The sequence below is a fragment of the Arthrobacter sp. Y81 genome, from assembly GCF_002929335.1.
Classification (GTDB): Bacteria; Actinomycetota; Actinomycetes; order Actinomycetales; family Micrococcaceae; genus Arthrobacter.
Map to the genome: position 1 here is coordinate 122,179 of NZ_PJIL01000015.1, position 15,219 is coordinate 137,397.

Here is a 15,219-nt window from a genome sequence, read left to right on the forward strand (position 1 = left end):
CCCGTACCGCAGCGGCTTGGGGCTGTTCTGTGAGGATCCGTGATTTGAAGCTCGTCAGGCCTATTGCGGGGCCCGCTTCGCGCTGCCCTTTCGGTAGCGACTGGATACCGGCGCGGATGATCTCGCCAGCATGATCACGACACTGTGAATAGACGCCTCCGAAGCGAAAAGCCGTAGACGTCTCCCGCGCCTCTCATGGACATCGCCGTCACTCCCTGGCGCACCACCCGTCAGATATCGTCTGAGGTTTCGAAAAAGTGGACGACGGCGGCCGGTGCTGCGCGTGGACCGGACGTTGCCACAGTTTGTTGGAGTGTGCCAATGGTAGGACTGGCGGGGCCACCGCAGTTCAGCAGCAGAGCACGAACAGCCAGCACAGCCACGTGCTGGAACCTTGGTAACCTCACGGTCTCCCGTTTCGGTTACGGCGCGATGACGCTCGCTGGCCCGGCGTCATGGGTCCGCCGGCCGACCGCGATGGGGCACTCGCTGTGCTCCGCGAAGCTGTCGAACTCGGGATTACGCACATTGATGCGAGCGATTACTACGGGCCTCGAATCACCAACGACGTCATCCGTGAGGCGCTACACCCCTATCCCGAATCGCTGCACATCGCAACCAAGGTCGGCGGGACCCGTGATGCCCAGGGCGGTTGGCCCGTGGCCAGACAGCCTGAGGATCTGCGTCGCGCCGTGCACGACAACCTCGGAGCCCTTGGCCTTGAAACGCTCGACTTGGTAAACCTCCGGCTAGGCAACGCCGAGGGGCGGAGGCGGGCTTGATGGCCGAGCCGTTCGAAGCGCTCGTCGAACTGCAGAAGGGGGCCTGATCCAACACCACCTGCGCGAGAACGTCACTGGCGCGGGCCTTTCGCTCTCTGTCGAAGACCTCGCCGAACTGGATAAGATCGGCCGCTACCTGGTGAGACGCGTGGCCGGGACCTGCGGAAACTACACGTCGTCCCTAAGGGAACGCGCCAGGATGGCGGCTGCTGATCTCGGGGTTAGTGTGCTCGTCACGGCTCGCATGTGTACGGCGCTCCCCCGATTGGTCGTCAGAGGAGCGCCGTCCCGGGATACTCAGACCTGGACGATGGCGAGCCGGAAGTGATTTTCCGGGCTGTAGTTCCAGGCGAAGCCCAGATCTTCCCACGCAGCGTCGGTGGGTTCTGCCGTGGAGGTGGTGAGCTTCATCATCGACGTGATGTCTTTCGGGACTTCCAGGGCGCCCAGAACGCATTGAACGTCGGTCATCGCTGCTCCGGAGGTTTCCCGGGGACCCTTAGTGTCGATGGAGAGCTTTGTCCCGTCCGCGGTCAGCTCTACACCGTCGGCGCCGTCAAGTCCGCATCCGGATACGGCGTCGGCAAGGTTGGCGCCAGCAGGTGCCGGCGCGGCAGAGGACGAGGTCTCGGTCGTGGGTTCGGGAGCCGGAGCTGGTGCGGCGGTGGAACATCCGCTGAGGATGAATGCGGCGGCAACGGCGGTCGCAGTGGTGATCGAATACCTGACGGGGAGGCGCATGTGGAGCCTTTCAAAGGTTGGCCTGGTGTCCGGTTCGCGGGAGGTCCCGGTGGGCCTCTTCCCTGCGCCCAGGATGCCCAGGCAGCGACCTGCCCGGAAAAGTGTCGTGCGCATTGTTCCCCCGTGATTCGCCGGAGCTGACCGGCTTCGGCAAGCTTAGCGGATCAGCCTCCGAACCGGACCGGAATTCCCGGTTTTGAGGGACATGTTTCCGGCGGCTCCAGTGGTGCTCTTCCGCAAAAATCTGCCGACACATATGACACTTCGCCCGGCCACCGCCGGCGGCGGTCGCCTGCAGCGTGGATAACCCGGTGACACGTCTGGGCGTTACTAGATGCCTTACTAGGGCGCTTCTGGAGGCTGACAGATTTAGCGACGGACCGATGCCAGCTGGATGACGCCCTCGGACAGGGGCCCACCACAACGCAATCCGACTACCAACAGCGTTCCCGGGGACGAACGCCTTGGATAGCACCATGTCCGCGGAGCTCTTCCTGTCTGTACGGGCTTGAGTGCTTCAATCATGTGGACGACTCCGTTGCCATCCTTGCAATCCATTGGGGCCTTGTTTTTGAGTTCGCTCTTGCTCGGCATCGGGCACTTGAGGCGGTTCCCGTCGTCATCAGTAAAGATGATGCTTTTGTTGATGAGCGATCCGGTCGTCTCAGTGATCTCCACGCCGTAGGTCAACTCAACTTCCTCGTTTGCCTGTTCCACGAATGGAAGCAACAAAACGGTGAGCAGGGCAATCACAACCGGAACTGACAGACCGATTATCCACTGCTGAAGAGTAGAGAGGCTGCTCTTGGTAGGTGGAGTTATGGGACTGTCTTACATGTCTATTACTGTCTGTCGACACTGTGTTCTTGGGAACCGCAGGGCCGGGCCCCCGGACTTTCCTTTGGGCATGGGCGAACCCTGACGTTGTTCCGACACCGGCATCACTTCATTTCCGACATCGGTGGTGGGTCAACCGCCGTCGTTGCCTATCAGCATCCCGAGGTCGAACTGGGCCGCGCCTCGGCCCTGACCTTCCAGCGCCGGGCCCTGGAAAAGCTTTGCCCGTCTTCGCCTTTGAAACTGCCGTCCGAGTTCGAGCCTCGCATCTTGGAGCTTCGGTTTGACGGCGTCATCAAGGTCGGGTTCGACGAGAACAACCGCCTCAGCAACCTTGAGGCCTCCTTCGGCGGGCAGCAGTAAACATCCGGCCCCATGTACCACAACCAAACACGAACCACATGCCGGCGCTTTTGCGTGTGCTAACTCAGGGCACAAGGTAAAGCCCCTCCAGGGAAACGACCTCTCAAAACTCAATGCCTCATACCCCGTCCCGGCTTGAGTGTCAGCTACCTGTTTTCGGCCGTAACCACGCCACCTTACCGATCGGCCCAGCCGGTGGGCGCGGGTGCGTCGAGGAACGTGATCACGACGTCGCGTACGAGGTCTGTCCGCGCGAGCCCGAAGAAATGCGTCGTTCCGGGGAACACCGCGAGCTGCGACGCGGGCACGCCCTCGAAGTCGCCGTTCACGTCTCCCCCGCGCAGTTGGAGGAACTTCACCGCGTGGTCGAGCTTGACCATGTCGCAGTCGCCGACCGTGAAGAGCGTCGGGGCGGCGATTCCGCGGATCTCGTCGTCGCTCCATCCGGTTTCGCCTGCGCCGTAGCGTGCGAGCTTGTCGAGCAGGCCCTGCAGGTGCTCGCGATCGGGATGCGGCGACACGGCGAGGTAGCGTTCCTCCATCGGGGTTCCCGCGATCATGGCCACCGTCATCTCTGCGACCGCTTCGGCGTTGCCGCCACGGTCGCCCTCTGGCCGGAAAGACACCGACGACACGATGAGCTTGCGCACGAGCTCTGGGTGGCGGATCGCGAGGTCCAGCGCGACCGCACCGCCGACGCTGAACCCGAACACGTCGACGCTGTCAACACCAAGATGTTCGAGAAGCCCGACGACATCGGATGCCAGATCGGGAGTTCCCAGCGGCCGATCGATGTCATTGGTGCGTCCGTGCCCCTGGAAGTCCGTGGCGATCACCCGTCGCCCGGCAGACAGGCTCGGCATCAGCGCGCCGAACTGCTGCTCGATGTCGAAGAGCCCGCCGTGCAGGAGCAACAGCGGGGTATCGCCGTCGCCGTCGCCGTGCAACTCGTAGTACATCTGGAGCCCGTTCACCGACGCGTATCCCGTTTCGGTTGCGGCTGTCGTCCCGTCAGTCATCCACGTGCCTCCTGTGGCCTACGCGTGTGTCGTGTCCCCAATCCTGACACTGCACATGGTGCGCCGGCCAGTGCCTGGAAGAGATCGCGGGCGACGAGTCCCGAACGGCGGGCTGAGACCTGCCCGGCCGCTCTCGGAAACGTTCTTGTGCGAAAAGTCTAGAGATCCACCCTCACGCCCCCGCGACGGGTTGAAACCCGGCTGCGTCCTGATATGCGTGTCTGAGTACTCACCGCAACTAGGCGCAGATATTGTCGATTCATGGACAGGGACCAGACCGGCGAACTGGAGGGGCAGACCTCGATCAACGAACTGCTCGATGCGCCGGTCGGCAATACTCCTATCCAGATGGTGCTGCCGATCCATGTCCAGCTCCGGTCGGGGGAATTCCGACGTCTGTCCTGACGCGGCGAGCCCACCCTGCACGACGCATTCCCGCCGCGTCGCGATAAACTGGATCGGTCATGATCGGTGCCCCGCTCCGTCTTCTGGTCTGGTTCGTCGTCCTAGCGACCCTCCTCTCGGCCTGCGTGCCCGCGATCAGACTCGATGAGGCCACCACCGATCGACCAATCCAGACCTCCTCGGCCCCGCCGGCCGCACGCGATGACGTCCCCGCTCCTCACCTGACCCCGTCCCCCACCCCTACATCGGTTCCCACGCCAACCCCGGTGCCCACGCCAACCCCGGTGCCCCAGGCGTTCGCCCTCAACCTCTACCAGGAGGGGGACTTCGTGCCGCAGTACACCTTTGAGTGGTGTGTGGCGGCGAGCATCCAGATGATGCACAACCTCATCGACGACACGGGTGCCGGCACGTGGGCCGATCCCGTTCAGCAGGGCGACCTGTGGGAGATGGCCCGGGCACGGTCGTCCAACTCGTTCAACGGTGCCAACCCCTTGGGTTGGGCGCAGGTAGTGACCGAGGTCGGGATGGGGCCGTACGCCGTTGTCAGCATCGCCAACTACGAGGAAGCGCTGCAGACCGCGGCGCGCGCCATCGCCGACACGGACCGGCCGGTCGGGCTGGTCATGTGGCGCGGTCGCCACGTATGGGTGATGAGCGGCTTCGAGTCACTCGGCGATCCCGACCAGTTCCGGGAGTTCTCGGTCACCGGCATCCGCGTCCAAGATCCGCTCTACCCTTACGGCGACCAGCAGTGGGGACCGTCCCCCGCGCCCAACACCCTGCTCACGCCCGAGCAGTTGGCGACGCAGTTCGTCGTCCGCGAGCCGCGACGCTGGAGCAGCGAACTGCCGACCGGCTACATGCTGGTGCTGCCGCTCGACGAGGCCTGATCAGGCCTTCGCGCTAGTTGAAGGGTCACCCGCAAAGTCGACGCCGTCCCATAGTCGGGCCATCCACCTGCTACACGCCGAGATCTTCGTCGGGCCTCGATTCAGCGACCGCTCGTTCGAACGCCCCGAGCGGTACGGTTAAGTTGTGAATGCCAGAATCGATCACCTGGTCATCGCCGCGAGGAGGTCACCATGACGGTCGCTTTCAACCACACCATCGTCTACGCAACGGACAAGCGCCGTTCGGCGGAGTTCCTGGCCGACGTGCTCGGACTGCCGAAACCCCAAGCCATGTGGTCTTTCATGACCGTGGCCCTCGACCACGGAGTAGCCCTCGATTTCGCCACGGCGGACCGGCCCATCTCCCCGCAGCACTACGCCTTCCTGGTCAGCGAGGAAGACTTCGACGGAATCTTCGCAAGGATCCAGGCCCGGGGCATCCCCTACTGGGCGGACCCGGGACGGTCCCGCCCGCAACAGATCAACCACAACGACGGCGGACGTGGCGTCTACTTCGCGGATCCTGACGGGCATTTCCTCGAGGCGATCACGCGTCCCTACGGATCGGGTGCTGCATGAAGTCCCAGGCGCGCTGACGGTCGCCTTTGGCAGCTTGATGACATACCTCGCCGAACCCGACACCCGTCCACGGACGCCCATGAACCTGCTCAGCAGCTGGATAGCGAACGAAGCCGGCACCAGTCACTGACAGACATGTGCCGACGACGTCCGACGCCGGAAATCACCGCGCCGAGGGTTTGGCGCGCCCCAGAGACCCCTCTGGGCGTGCGAAAGTCTCCGGTGACCGGCTCGCGGGCGGAGTGTGCGGGCAACACACGTCTTCCGCCCGGAACCGGCATCGGGTATGACGGGTATTAGCCGTCCCGGATACGAGGACCCGATGAAGGGCGAAAGGTGATTGCGATGACCGAACATCAGGAACTGCCCGCGGCGCCTATGGCTGCTGCACAGGCTGAGGTTATCGGAAGCCTGGCGGCGCAACTTCGGGTGGACTCCATCCGGTGCAGCACACAGGCCGGTTCCGGCCATCCCACCTCATCGTTGTCGGCTGCGGATCTTATGGCCGTCCTGCTCATGCGGCACCTCCGCTATGACTGGGATCAGCCGTCGCTGGCGACCAACGACCACCTCATTTTTTCAAAGGGCCATGCCTCCCCGCTGCTGTATTCGATGTACCGGGCCGTCGGCGTGGTCGAGGAGGACGAACTGATCCACACCTACCGGCAGTTCGGCGGCCGGCTGCAAGGCCACCCCACACCAGTCCTGCCCTGGGTTGACGTGGCGACAGGCTCATTGGGTCAGGGCCTGCCGGATGCGGTCGGAGTGGCACTGGCCGGACGGTACCTGGACCGGCTGCCTTACCAGACCTGGGTCCTGTGCGGGGATAGCGAACTGGCTGAGGGGTCCATCTGGGAGGCCCTGGACAAAGCCGCGTACTACAAGCTGGGCAATCTCACCGCCATCGTGGACGTCAACCGCCTGGGCCAGAACGGTCCCACCGAAATCCAATGGGACATGGACCGCTACGCCCGGCGTGTAGAGTCCTTCGGAGCCTATCCCCTCGTCGTCGACGGCCATGACATTTCCGCGATCGACGACGCGCTCGCCCGCGCACGATCCCGGCCCGACCAACCAACGGTCGTTCTCGCCAAAACCATCAAGGGCAAAGGCGTTCCCGAGATCGAGGACCAGAACGGCTGGCATGGCAAAGCGCTTCCGAAGGACATGGCCGAACGTGCGGTGGCAGCACTCGGCGGTCCCAGCGACCTGCGGATCACTACGGCACTCCCCAAACCGGGCATGCCTGCGATCACCCCCGATCCCGGGGCAGCCTTCAATTTGCCCCGGTGGGAGGTGGGTGAGGAGGTGGCAACCCGGGCTGCCTTCGGCGCAGCCGTGTCCGCGCTGGCCGCCCGACCCGAAATCGTTGTCCTGGATGGCGAAGTCGGAAACTCGACCCACGCCGGCGAATTCAAAGATGCCGCCCCGGAACGGTATTTCGAAATGTTCATTGCTGAACAACAACTCATCGCCTCCGCGATCGGGCTCTCGGTCCGCGGCTACATCGCGTTCGCCGCGAGTTTCGCCGCTTTCCTGATATCCCGGCCCCACGACTTCATCCGGATGGCAGGAGTCTCCCAGGCCAGCATCCGGCTCGTCGGTACACACGCCGGGGTAGAAATCGGCCAGGACGGCCCCTCGCAAATGGCGTTGGAGGACATCGCCGCCATGCGGCCGGTGCACACCTCGAGTGTGCTCTACCCCGCCGACGCCCCCTCCACCGCCCGACTCGTCAAGACCATGGCAGACACCACAGGAATCTCCTACCTTCGAGCCACCCGCGGCGCCTACCCGGTCATCTACGGGCCGGATGAGCAATTCCCGCTCGGCGGGTGCAAAGTCCACCACGCTGGGCCCGACGACGTCGTGACACTGATCGGCGCCGGCGTGACCCTGCACGAATGCCTCACCGCCGCCAATCAACTCTCCGAAGTCGGGATCAACGCCCGCGTCATTGACCTCTACTCCATCAAACCCATCGACGCGGACACCCTCCGCCGGACCTGCCAGGCGACCGGGGGCAGGATCGTCGTCGCCGAAGACCACTACCCCGAAGGCGGCATCGGCTCCGCCGTCCTCGAAGCCCTGGCCGGCACGAACACCCCCGAACTCCACGTCGTCTTACTCGCCGTCAAAGCACTGCCCACCTCCGGCAAACCACAGGAACTGCTCGACGACGCCGGCATCTCCGCCCGCCATATCACCGCAGCCGCCCGCGGCCTCCTTACAACCTGAACCTGCCAACTCCGCGTTCATCACCGCCCTCGCGGCCAACGCCATCCTCGCCATGGTCGCCATGCTCGCTGACACGATGATCCCGGAGGGCGGGCTTACTGACGTGCAGGCCCGAACCAGCTGGCCAGCGCGTCCTCCAGCCCCCGCTGCGTGCCGTCTCCCGTCCACGCCACATGCCCGTCGGGCCGGATCAACACGGCCGCGGGAGCGCTGACTGAACCGATAACCGGAAGCTCCCACCCGCCGTCGTACGTGGCGTCCACCAACTGCACCCGATCCGCCCATGGCCCCGGGCCGATGCTGCCCGGCGCGCCGAGGTTGAGCAGCACCGCGCGGGCATCGCGCAGGAGGGCGAAGACGGGCAGCGGTCCGTTGGCGGTGACGACGTCGAGGTCGGGCATGCGGCGCCCGAGCAGCGGGTGCCCCTCACCGAGGTCGTAGCGGATGTCCAGGCCGGATATGAGTCCGCCCAGCCGCTTCCGGACCTCATCGATGGTCAGCAGGCCCATCACGGTGTCTGCCAAAGCGCCGATACGCGGGTCCGCCCGCTGCATGATTGACTGTGCCATCGTGTGCTTCAGCGCGCGGGCCCCGGCGGGGTGCCGCTCGGCGTGATAGGTGTCCAGCAGGCTGTCCGGCGCAGTGCCCTTGACCACCCGGGCGAGCTTCCAGCCGAGGTTCACGGCGTCCTGGATGCCGAGCCCGATCCCCTGCCCGCCCGAAGGAGCGTGGATGTGGGCAGCGTCCCCCGCGAGCAGCACGCGGCCGTTGCGGTAGGCGGCGGCCTGCCGGGTGGCGTCGGTGAAACGCGAGATCCATGTCGGAGTGTGGACCCCGAAGTCCGTATCGTAGATCTCGGTCAGCGCTTTGCCGAGGTCCGCCAAGGTGGGCTCGGTGGCCGGTCCAAGTTGCTTCTCGGTGACCACCACACGCATGGTCCGCCCGTCCTCCATCAGGTGCAGCCCGTGAACCCCCACCTCGTCGATGCGCATGCCTGCCGGCGGCTCCTCGGTCACCTCCACTTCGGCGATCAGGCTGCTCCTGGTCGCATCCCAGCCGGGGAACTCGATGCCTGCTGCCTTGCGGACAGCACTTCGCCCGCCGTCGGCGCCGACCAGGTACAGCGCGCGCATCGACCCGCCGTCGGCGAGATGCACGTCGACCCCGCTGCCGTCCTGGGCGAATCCGGCCACCTCGAGCCCCCGTTGGACCGGCACACCCAGCTCCCCGATCCAGCCGGCCAGGATCCGCTCAATGTGGTTCTGCCACAGGCCGAGCGTGTAGGGGTGCCGCGTGGGAAAGTCGCTCACATCCAACGTCGTGTTCCCGAAGAACGCCGCCTGGACGCGCTGGCCCTCGGCGAGGAACCGGTCGGCAATCCCGCGCTGATCGAGGATTTCGATCGTCCGCGAGTGAAACCCGCCCGCACGCGAGCCCACCAGCTCCGTCGTCGGGCGGCGCTCCACAATCGCCGCATCCACCCCCGCCAGCGTCAGCTCAGCGGCCAGCACCATCCCGGTCGGACCGCCTCCGGCAACGATCACATCAACCATCACAGCCCCGCCTCTCCCACAATTTGCCGTGCGCTTCTTCCAGGCACGTCCGAGCCAGTTTGAGGCATGACGGGGGCCTTGCCGCAAGCCCCCTTGTGCGCGATAAATTGGAAGTACCGGGGACACACAGCGCCAGCAGGCACGACTGGCACGTCAGGTAGAGGCTCCGGGCTCCCGGCCGCGTCCCTCAGGATCTGGGGGTGGGATCCGATCAGGATCTGGCGATGGCGCCGGTTCACGTTGCGGCGGAATCGTCATGGTGTTCCCCTTCAGCTTTGGCCTTCTCCGGGTAATGACTTCAGGCTACGCCCTCCGGATTCTGTTTCGGGCAGGAACCTGCCCTGGTGGCCGGTGCTGCTGTTTCTGCTCCGCCGGGACGATCCGCGTCTCCGGGACGTACTCGGTCCCACCCGCATCAACCTGTGCACTCAGTTGGGCTCAGCGCCCCTGGACTTGCTTGCCCTGGCACCCGCAGTCATGGCGGCAAGCCACCGCCATGGGCGAGGCTGTTGCGTATGCCTTGGTCGTTCTTGGTGCCGGAGATCAGGGCCGACACCCCACAACAGGACTTAAGTCCCTGATTCCATCAGGCACCGGACACTACCCTCAGGACATGAGCAGATCACCAGTGGTGGAGCGGCTAACGCCAGTGGAATCGTGGAAACTCTTACGTCAGGTTACCGTCGGACGGCTCGCTGTGCTCCTCGACGGTCACGTGGACATCTTTCCCCTCAATTTCGTGGTGGACGGCGACAGTATTGTCTTTAGGACAGCGATGGGGACGAAGTTTTGGGGCGCCGTCCGCGAGGAGTCGGCGCTGGAGGGTGACGGGTATGACCAGGAACGCGGTCTGGCGTGGAGCGTGGTGGTGCGCGGCAGGGCGCACGTCATTCTGGATGGATCCGAGAAGTCAGCTGCCGATGCCCTGCACCTTTTCCCATGGGAACCTGGCATTAAAATCCATTACGTCCGGCTCGCCGGGTCGGTGAGCGGCCGCCGGTTCAGTGTTGACCGGGAGGACGTTTGGAACACTCTTGCCTGGCATCCGCGAGCGACGGAATTCCACTAGCACAAGGCTTGCTGCGACAGCACAAGTGTCTGCCACATCAATGAGCGTGGTGGGGACTCTGTTAATTTCGATTGCGGTGATTTCTTCGCGGTCTGCGGCACATAGCCTCGGCACCAACGACCGGCTGCGTCCGGCCCGGTCGTGGGCGGACGACATCAGCGGGCGTCCTGATCAGCGGGCCTGTGCTCGCAGACGACGACGGCGTGGGCTCCCGATGTCAGACCGAACGGCAGGGCGATCCACCCGGCGTTGCGGACCGTAAACCTCGGCGATCATGCAGCGGTGGAGTGATTCGTCGGTGCCCGCAGGCGGTCGTCCAATTCCGGACCAGGCACGGGGCTGGACCCCGTGGTGACCTTCGACCCTAGACCAGCACCGATAAAGGGGCGACGGTAATTCCATGAACGCTAAGGAACGCATTGTTGTCGGTATTGACGGCTCTGAATACTCTCCGGCGCCTTTGCGGCTTGCCGGGCGCTACGCCGCGGCGCTGGGCGCCCCTCTGGACGTCATCACATGCGTCGGCTTTTCCGATTTTTACCTGGCTGCCCATCTCCCCCCTGGCAATCCCGAAATGACGACCCGGCTGGAAGAGGTCGCCACGCGCCTTGTGGAGCAGGCCATTGAGACTGCTTTCGGACAGGATCGTCCACCGAGGCTCTCCACGACGGTGAAATTTGGATCGCCAGCCAAGATTCTGGTCGAAGAGAGCAAGGATGCGCAACTGCTTATCGTGGGCCGCCGGGGCCACGGCGGTTTCCTCAACCAGGTCATGGGCTCAGTCAGTAGCGCCTGCGCAGCGCATGCCTTTTGCCCGGTCCTTGTGGTGGCGCAAGAGTCCGGGGGCAAGTGAGCCCTGCATTTCATGCACACGTGACAATTTGCCGGATCTGGCGACACACCCGGATGCTAAGCAGCCCCCACTAACCGGGGCTGAGCTGAAGCCGCTGCGCTGTCATCTGCGGGACTCTGCTTCGAGAGCGGCAAGGGACAGGGCTTTGTTCTCAGTCGAAGTTCCCGGCTTGGGGGTTCACTTAACCCAACGGACATCTTTGGCTTCAGAGACAACGGATGGAGGCAGGTTCCCGTGGGCGGACTGATCCGGGTGTTGGTAGGAACGGCCATGATGGGCAGCGTGACTGGGCCCACTCCACTAACACCGGAGAAGCAGAAAGACGGCATGAGAGCGCGAGTTCTCGACGCGGCGGTCGCCCATTTCGCCGCCGTAGGGTTCAGCAAACCAGCGCTTGACCAGATCACGCGGGCCGCTGGTGTAGACGCGGATGACGTGGCGGCACTTTTCGGAAGCGAAGACGGACTGCGACGCGCTTGCGACGATCACGTGCTCGGGGCTCTGGTCGGGTGGGCACATCAAAAGGCCACGCTGGCGGGCATGGGCGACGTCATGCGCTCCTACACGGCCGACCCCAGCAGCTACCGGACCCAAATCGACTACCTCGGACGCGTCATGGCCGAGAACGCGCCGGCGGCGGCGCGATTTTTTGACGTCCTGGTCGATGAGAGCGAAACGATCATCCGGACCGGCATCAGCGACGGCACAATGCGCCCCTCCGATGACCCACGGGCACTGGCGGCGTTGACCGCTGCCACCGTACTGGGTCTGCTCACGATGGCCCCGCACATTGAACGCGCCCTCGGGCTGGGCGAATCACAACAGCAAATGCTGTTCCATCTGGCAGTGCCAGCGCTCGAGCTATTCACTCACGGCCTCTACACGGACGACTCCTATCTGTCGCTCGTTCGTCGGGCGGTCTCTTTCCTTCCGCCCACAGAGCACGACCGTCAACAACAAGACACGCCTTCCCAACAGGACGGCATCTGACCGGCCACGGGCGCAGCAAGCTCCCGCGCCACGCTCCCGCATGAGTGCTCGTGTGTGTGGGGGACCTCTTGCCCTACTGCCGGCTTCCAGGGACACGTAGGGTCATGACCATGACTACCTCCGAGGCAGGATCCCAGACGGAATTCCTGAGCGTTCATGATTGCTGGAAGTATCTGCGGAACGCCTCCGTGGGCCGGCTGGCTGTGGTCCTGGGCGGCGGGCCGGAGATTTTTCCAGTGAATTACTTGCCTGAGGACGGAACGGTGACCTTCCGAACGGGCCCGGGTACCAAGCTGGCCGCCGTGCTTGAGGGGGGAACTGTTGCCTTGGAAGCGGATGGGTTGAATAGTTACGGCACGATCGCATGGAGCGTTGTTCTCAAGGGCCACCCGGAGGTGGTGGCGGTCAACGGTGACGACCTGCAGCCAGCCGATCCGTCACCCTGGGAGGAGGGGGTCAGAGATCGTCTGATACGAATTACCCCAACGGAAATCAGTGGCCGTCGTTTCGTCATCAGTCCGGCAACAAACTGGTGGCCGCCCCGCGACACAGCTTTCCGGCCGGAATAGACTATTCGGCTAGCGCGAGGAGATTCGGTTGGACCATGACGCGCAGCTTCGATTAGGATCCGCATCAAGCGGGAGCTGGGCTGGCGCGCCCGGGTCCCGGAGTATCTTGAGAATGCATCTCTGCAACACCCGGTGTAAGCGGATGCCCCTTCCTGCCTAGGGGGACGCGCTGCCTGGGGGACTGGATGGAGGCCACGAGGGTCGCACTCCATCCGAGCCGGGCAGCATTCCCTTCGCGGGTCTTTGGGCCCTGTCTAAGCGCCGGGTGCAGGCGTACGCTCGGCCCCATGACGAACGATGCGGTACCTGCGGCAGAAGTCCTCGCAACGAATGAGTGCTGGCGGCTGCTGCGCAGCGTTTCGGTGGGTCGCCTCGCCGTCTGGGTCAATGACCATCCGGACATCTTCCCAGTTAATTACAAAGTCGACCGCGGAACACTGGTTTTCCGTACGGGCGCGGGGACAAAACTCGCCGCTGCGCTTTCGGGTGTCCCGGTTGCCCTGGAAGCCGACGGCGTCGATGCGGATGCTGGAGTCGCGTGGAGCGTCGTCGTGAAGGGCCAGGCCGTGGCCCTCGAACGGACCCAAGAGGTTTTGGACACCGTCGGGCTGCTCCTCTTTCCGTGGGAGACAGGACGCAAGGATCACTTCATACAGATTGCCCCGGACAGTGTGAGCGGGAGGCGCTTCACGATCGCCGCGCCGCTGACCTGGTGGAGCCCCCTGGACGACGCCACCCGGGCCGGACTGGAATGACGGCTATCTGCGGCGGGCAGATCTGCGGCACGGTCCCGCCAAGCAAGAAATGGGGCATTCGTTGGCTCGTGACACCCGCGTCCACGCCTGACCGAACGGTCACCTTCCCGTCCCAGCCGCGCGCCGTCGACGTCGTCTCGAGTGCCGCAAATGCGCCTGCGCCGCGGAGACGACAAGGCCATGCGTGACCTCTAGCTGACGGCCGTCATCGGTCACATGCATGGCAGTCACGGACAATACCGCCCGACGCATATCCAGTTCACGCACCCATTCCGCAGTGGGTCCTTCCTTCTGTCTTGGTGCTGCCTCAAGTCGCTGATGCGGCACTCCCAGTGAGCGCGTCAGCCATATCGTCGGTTCAGCTGCCGACAGCGTCCCAGTCCCGCGAGTTCCACGAAACGGCAGGCACGCGGCGGGCGAACGCCGCCGTCGGATGCTATACCAAACGAAATTTGAGCCATGCCGGGAAGTTGACCGGGGGCGGGGCCAAATCGGTCACCGACCTTCACCGCGCTTCGATGACGCCCATCATGCCGAGGTCTTCGTGGTCCAGGATGTGGCAGTGGTAGACGGAGCGTCCGCGGAAGTCCTTGAACGCCACTCTGACTTTCACGCGCCCGTTCGCGGGCACGTTCACCACGTCCTGCCAGACGGCGAAATCCTTGCCTTGGCCGTTTTCCTCGATGATCTGCATCGGCCAGACGTGGAGGTGGAACGGGTGGTCCATGGGACTGGTGTTGGTCAGTGTCCATTCCTCCACGGTCCCGGCCGACACGGTTGTGTCCGTTCTCCCCCTGTTGAATTCCCTGCCGTTGATGGTGAAACGCATCATGCCGGCACCTCCGCCCATGCCCATGCCGGCGGCCAGGACGATCTCTCGACGGGCGGTGACCGCGGATGTCCGTAGGTCTCCGGGCCCCCGATGGTCGGGCACGGCTGTAAGGGAAGCGACCGGTTCGCCTGATACGCGGAGCGTGGCCAGTGCTGTGCCGTCCGGCTGGACCGCAGGGGTCGGCGCTGCGAATCCCGGGCCCATCATCCCCGGCATGCTGCCTCGGTTCTGGTAGAACGCACGCAGGGTGGAGTCGCCGGTTGCCGTGGTCACGAGGAGGTCCGCGCGGTTTCCGGGCGTGAGCAGCAGGTCATCGACTGTCTCCGGTTTCGCGTAGCGGCCGGAGTCCATGCCGAGAAGCTGCAGTTGCTGTCCGTCGAGCCGGAGCCGGAGGTAGCGGCCCACGCACGCGTTAACGATGCGCCACCTTTCCCGTTCTCCCGGGCGGGCCGTGAATTGCGGGTTGCTCTGGCCATTGACCAGGATCAGCTGACCCTCCCGGCCCATCATTCGTTCCATCGCCGGGACCGGCCGAATGTTCCCCACGCCGTCCAGGGTGGTGTCTGAAATGACCAACACCCGTTCCACGCTCGCCTCGATAGGCTCGGGGTCCTCGACGATGATCGCTCCGAAGAGGCCGGCGAAGATCTGGTCGGCGACCATGCCGTGGTGGTGGGGGTGGTACCAGTACACGCCCGGGGGATGGTCCTCGGGGAGTGTGTATTCGTAGTCGAAAGTGCT

At 64.4% G+C, this 15,219-nt stretch carries 15 protein-coding genes and 1 pseudogene; 11 read left to right on the forward strand and 5 right to left on the reverse strand.

Annotated features, from left to right (window positions below):
* Positions 1-13: 13 nt before the first annotated feature.
* Positions 14-124 (reverse strand): annotated as a pseudogene (locus tag CXQ91_RS25390) (amino acid ABC transporter permease); the annotation flags it as partial.
* 331 nt (positions 125-455) lie between these two features.
* Here CXQ91_RS25390 and CXQ91_RS24555 point away from each other — a divergent pair.
* On the forward strand, positions 456-782 hold the full coding sequence (locus CXQ91_RS24555) for an aldo/keto reductase (protein WP_258074106.1): 327 nt from the start codon (positions 456-458) through the stop codon (positions 780-782).
* 297 nt (positions 783-1,079) lie between these two features.
* Here CXQ91_RS24555 and CXQ91_RS18300 read toward each other — a convergent pair whose 3' ends face one another.
* Positions 1,080-1,637, reverse strand: a complete 558-nt coding sequence (locus tag CXQ91_RS18300) for a hypothetical protein (protein ID WP_258074107.1) — start codon at positions 1,635-1,637, stop codon at positions 1,080-1,082.
* A gap of 411 nt (positions 1,638-2,048) precedes the next feature.
* Here CXQ91_RS18300 and CXQ91_RS24820 point away from each other — a divergent pair, with 411 nt between their 5' ends.
* A complete protein-coding gene (locus CXQ91_RS24820; protein WP_181038946.1) occupies positions 2,049-2,288 on the forward strand; it encodes a hypothetical protein in 240 nt (79 codons plus the stop codon).
* Positions 2,289-2,899: 611 nt separating this feature from the next.
* Here the strand turns inward: CXQ91_RS24820 and CXQ91_RS18315 are convergent.
* Entirely contained in the window at positions 2,900-3,742 is an 843-nt protein-coding gene (locus CXQ91_RS18315; protein ID WP_104175312.1) for an alpha/beta fold hydrolase, read from the reverse strand.
* A 261-nt stretch (positions 3,743-4,003) separates the two neighbouring features.
* Between CXQ91_RS18315 and CXQ91_RS24825 the strand changes: the two genes are divergently transcribed.
* The 4 genes from CXQ91_RS24825 (at position 4,004) to CXQ91_RS18330 (ending at position 7,857) form a co-directional block, all read left to right on the forward strand.
* Entirely contained in the window at positions 4,004-4,147 is a 144-nt protein-coding gene (locus CXQ91_RS24825; RefSeq protein WP_181038947.1) for a hypothetical protein, read from the forward strand.
* A gap of 59 nt (positions 4,148-4,206) precedes the next feature.
* A complete protein-coding gene (locus CXQ91_RS18320; protein ID WP_104175313.1) occupies positions 4,207-5,040 on the forward strand; it encodes a hypothetical protein in 834 nt (277 codons plus the stop codon).
* A 192-nt stretch (positions 5,041-5,232) separates the two neighbouring features.
* Positions 5,233-5,619 (forward strand): VOC family protein, encoded by a 387-nt coding sequence (locus tag CXQ91_RS18325; RefSeq protein ID WP_104175314.1) that lies wholly within the window; start codon positions 5,233-5,235, stop codon positions 5,617-5,619.
* 345 nt (positions 5,620-5,964) lie between these two features.
* On the forward strand, positions 5,965-7,857 hold the full coding sequence (locus CXQ91_RS18330; protein WP_258074109.1) for a transketolase: 1,893 nt from the start codon (positions 5,965-5,967) through the stop codon (positions 7,855-7,857).
* A gap of 95 nt (positions 7,858-7,952) precedes the next feature.
* Here the strand turns inward: CXQ91_RS18330 and CXQ91_RS18335 are convergent, their stop codons facing one another.
* Positions 7,953-9,410 (reverse strand): FAD-dependent monooxygenase, encoded by a 1,458-nt coding sequence (locus CXQ91_RS18335; protein ID WP_104175316.1) that lies wholly within the window; start codon positions 9,408-9,410, stop codon positions 7,953-7,955.
* Positions 9,411-10,023: 613 nt separating this feature from the next.
* Here CXQ91_RS18335 and CXQ91_RS18340 point away from each other — a divergent pair.
* The 5 genes from CXQ91_RS18340 (at position 10,024) to CXQ91_RS18360 (ending at position 13,646) form a co-directional block, all read left to right on the forward strand.
* Positions 10,024-10,479: a pyridoxamine 5'-phosphate oxidase family protein gene (locus tag CXQ91_RS18340; RefSeq protein WP_104175317.1), complete on the forward strand. Its 456-nt coding sequence runs from the start codon at positions 10,024-10,026 to the stop codon at positions 10,477-10,479.
* 400 nt (positions 10,480-10,879) lie between these two features.
* Positions 10,880-11,332, forward strand: a complete 453-nt coding sequence (locus CXQ91_RS18345) for a universal stress protein (protein WP_104175318.1) — start codon at positions 10,880-10,882, stop codon at positions 11,330-11,332.
* 234 nt (positions 11,333-11,566) lie between these two features.
* On the forward strand, positions 11,567-12,322 hold the full coding sequence (locus CXQ91_RS18350) for a TetR/AcrR family transcriptional regulator (RefSeq protein ID WP_219816545.1): 756 nt from the start codon (positions 11,567-11,569) through the stop codon (positions 12,320-12,322).
* A gap of 110 nt (positions 12,323-12,432) precedes the next feature.
* Positions 12,433-12,891: a pyridoxamine 5'-phosphate oxidase family protein gene (locus CXQ91_RS18355; protein WP_104175340.1), complete on the forward strand. Its 459-nt coding sequence runs from the start codon at positions 12,433-12,435 to the stop codon at positions 12,889-12,891.
* A 287-nt stretch (positions 12,892-13,178) separates the two neighbouring features.
* Positions 13,179-13,646, forward strand: a complete 468-nt coding sequence (locus CXQ91_RS18360) for a pyridoxamine 5'-phosphate oxidase family protein (RefSeq protein WP_104175319.1) — start codon at positions 13,179-13,181, stop codon at positions 13,644-13,646.
* 505 nt (positions 13,647-14,151) lie between these two features.
* On the opposite strand, the gene CXQ91_RS18365 is transcribed toward CXQ91_RS18360, so the two are convergent.
* The coding region (locus tag CXQ91_RS18365; RefSeq protein WP_104175320.1) for a multicopper oxidase family protein at positions 14,152-15,219 on the reverse strand (1,068 nt) is incomplete at its 5' end.

What these genes read in the sequence shown, in the direction of transcription:
- CXQ91_RS18315 (WP_104175312.1), bottom strand. Translation starts at nt 3,742, where the DNA reads ATGACTGACGGGACGACAGCCGCAACCGAAACGGGATACGCGTCGGTG.
- CXQ91_RS18330 (WP_258074109.1), top strand. Translation starts at nt 5,965, where the DNA reads ATGACCGAACATCAGGAACTGCCCGCGGCGCCTATGGCTGCTGCACAG.
- CXQ91_RS18360 (WP_104175319.1), top strand. Translation starts at nt 13,179, where the DNA reads ATGACGAACGATGCGGTACCTGCGGCAGAAGTCCTCGCAACGAATGAG.
- CXQ91_RS18355 (WP_104175340.1), top strand. Translation starts at nt 12,433, where the DNA reads ATGACTACCTCCGAGGCAGGATCCCAGACGGAATTCCTGAGCGTTCAT.
- CXQ91_RS18340 (WP_104175317.1), top strand. Translation starts at nt 10,024, where the DNA reads ATGAGCAGATCACCAGTGGTGGAGCGGCTAACGCCAGTGGAATCGTGG.
- CXQ91_RS24825 (WP_181038947.1), top strand. Translation starts at nt 4,004, where the DNA reads ATGGACAGGGACCAGACCGGCGAACTGGAGGGGCAGACCTCGATCAAC.
- CXQ91_RS24555 (WP_258074106.1), top strand. Translation starts at nt 456, where the DNA reads ATGGGTCCGCCGGCCGACCGCGATGGGGCACTCGCTGTGCTCCGCGAA.
- CXQ91_RS18335 (WP_104175316.1), bottom strand. Translation starts at nt 9,410, where the DNA reads ATGGTTGATGTGATCGTTGCCGGAGGCGGTCCGACCGGGATGGTGCTG.
- CXQ91_RS18345 (WP_104175318.1), top strand. Translation starts at nt 10,880, where the DNA reads ATGAACGCTAAGGAACGCATTGTTGTCGGTATTGACGGCTCTGAATAC.
- CXQ91_RS18300 (WP_258074107.1), bottom strand. Translation starts at nt 1,637, where the DNA reads ATGCGCACGACACTTTTCCGGGCAGGTCGCTGCCTGGGCATCCTGGGC.
- CXQ91_RS18320 (WP_104175313.1), top strand. Translation starts at nt 4,207, where the DNA reads ATGATCGGTGCCCCGCTCCGTCTTCTGGTCTGGTTCGTCGTCCTAGCG.
- CXQ91_RS18325 (WP_104175314.1), top strand. Translation starts at nt 5,233, where the DNA reads ATGACGGTCGCTTTCAACCACACCATCGTCTACGCAACGGACAAGCGC.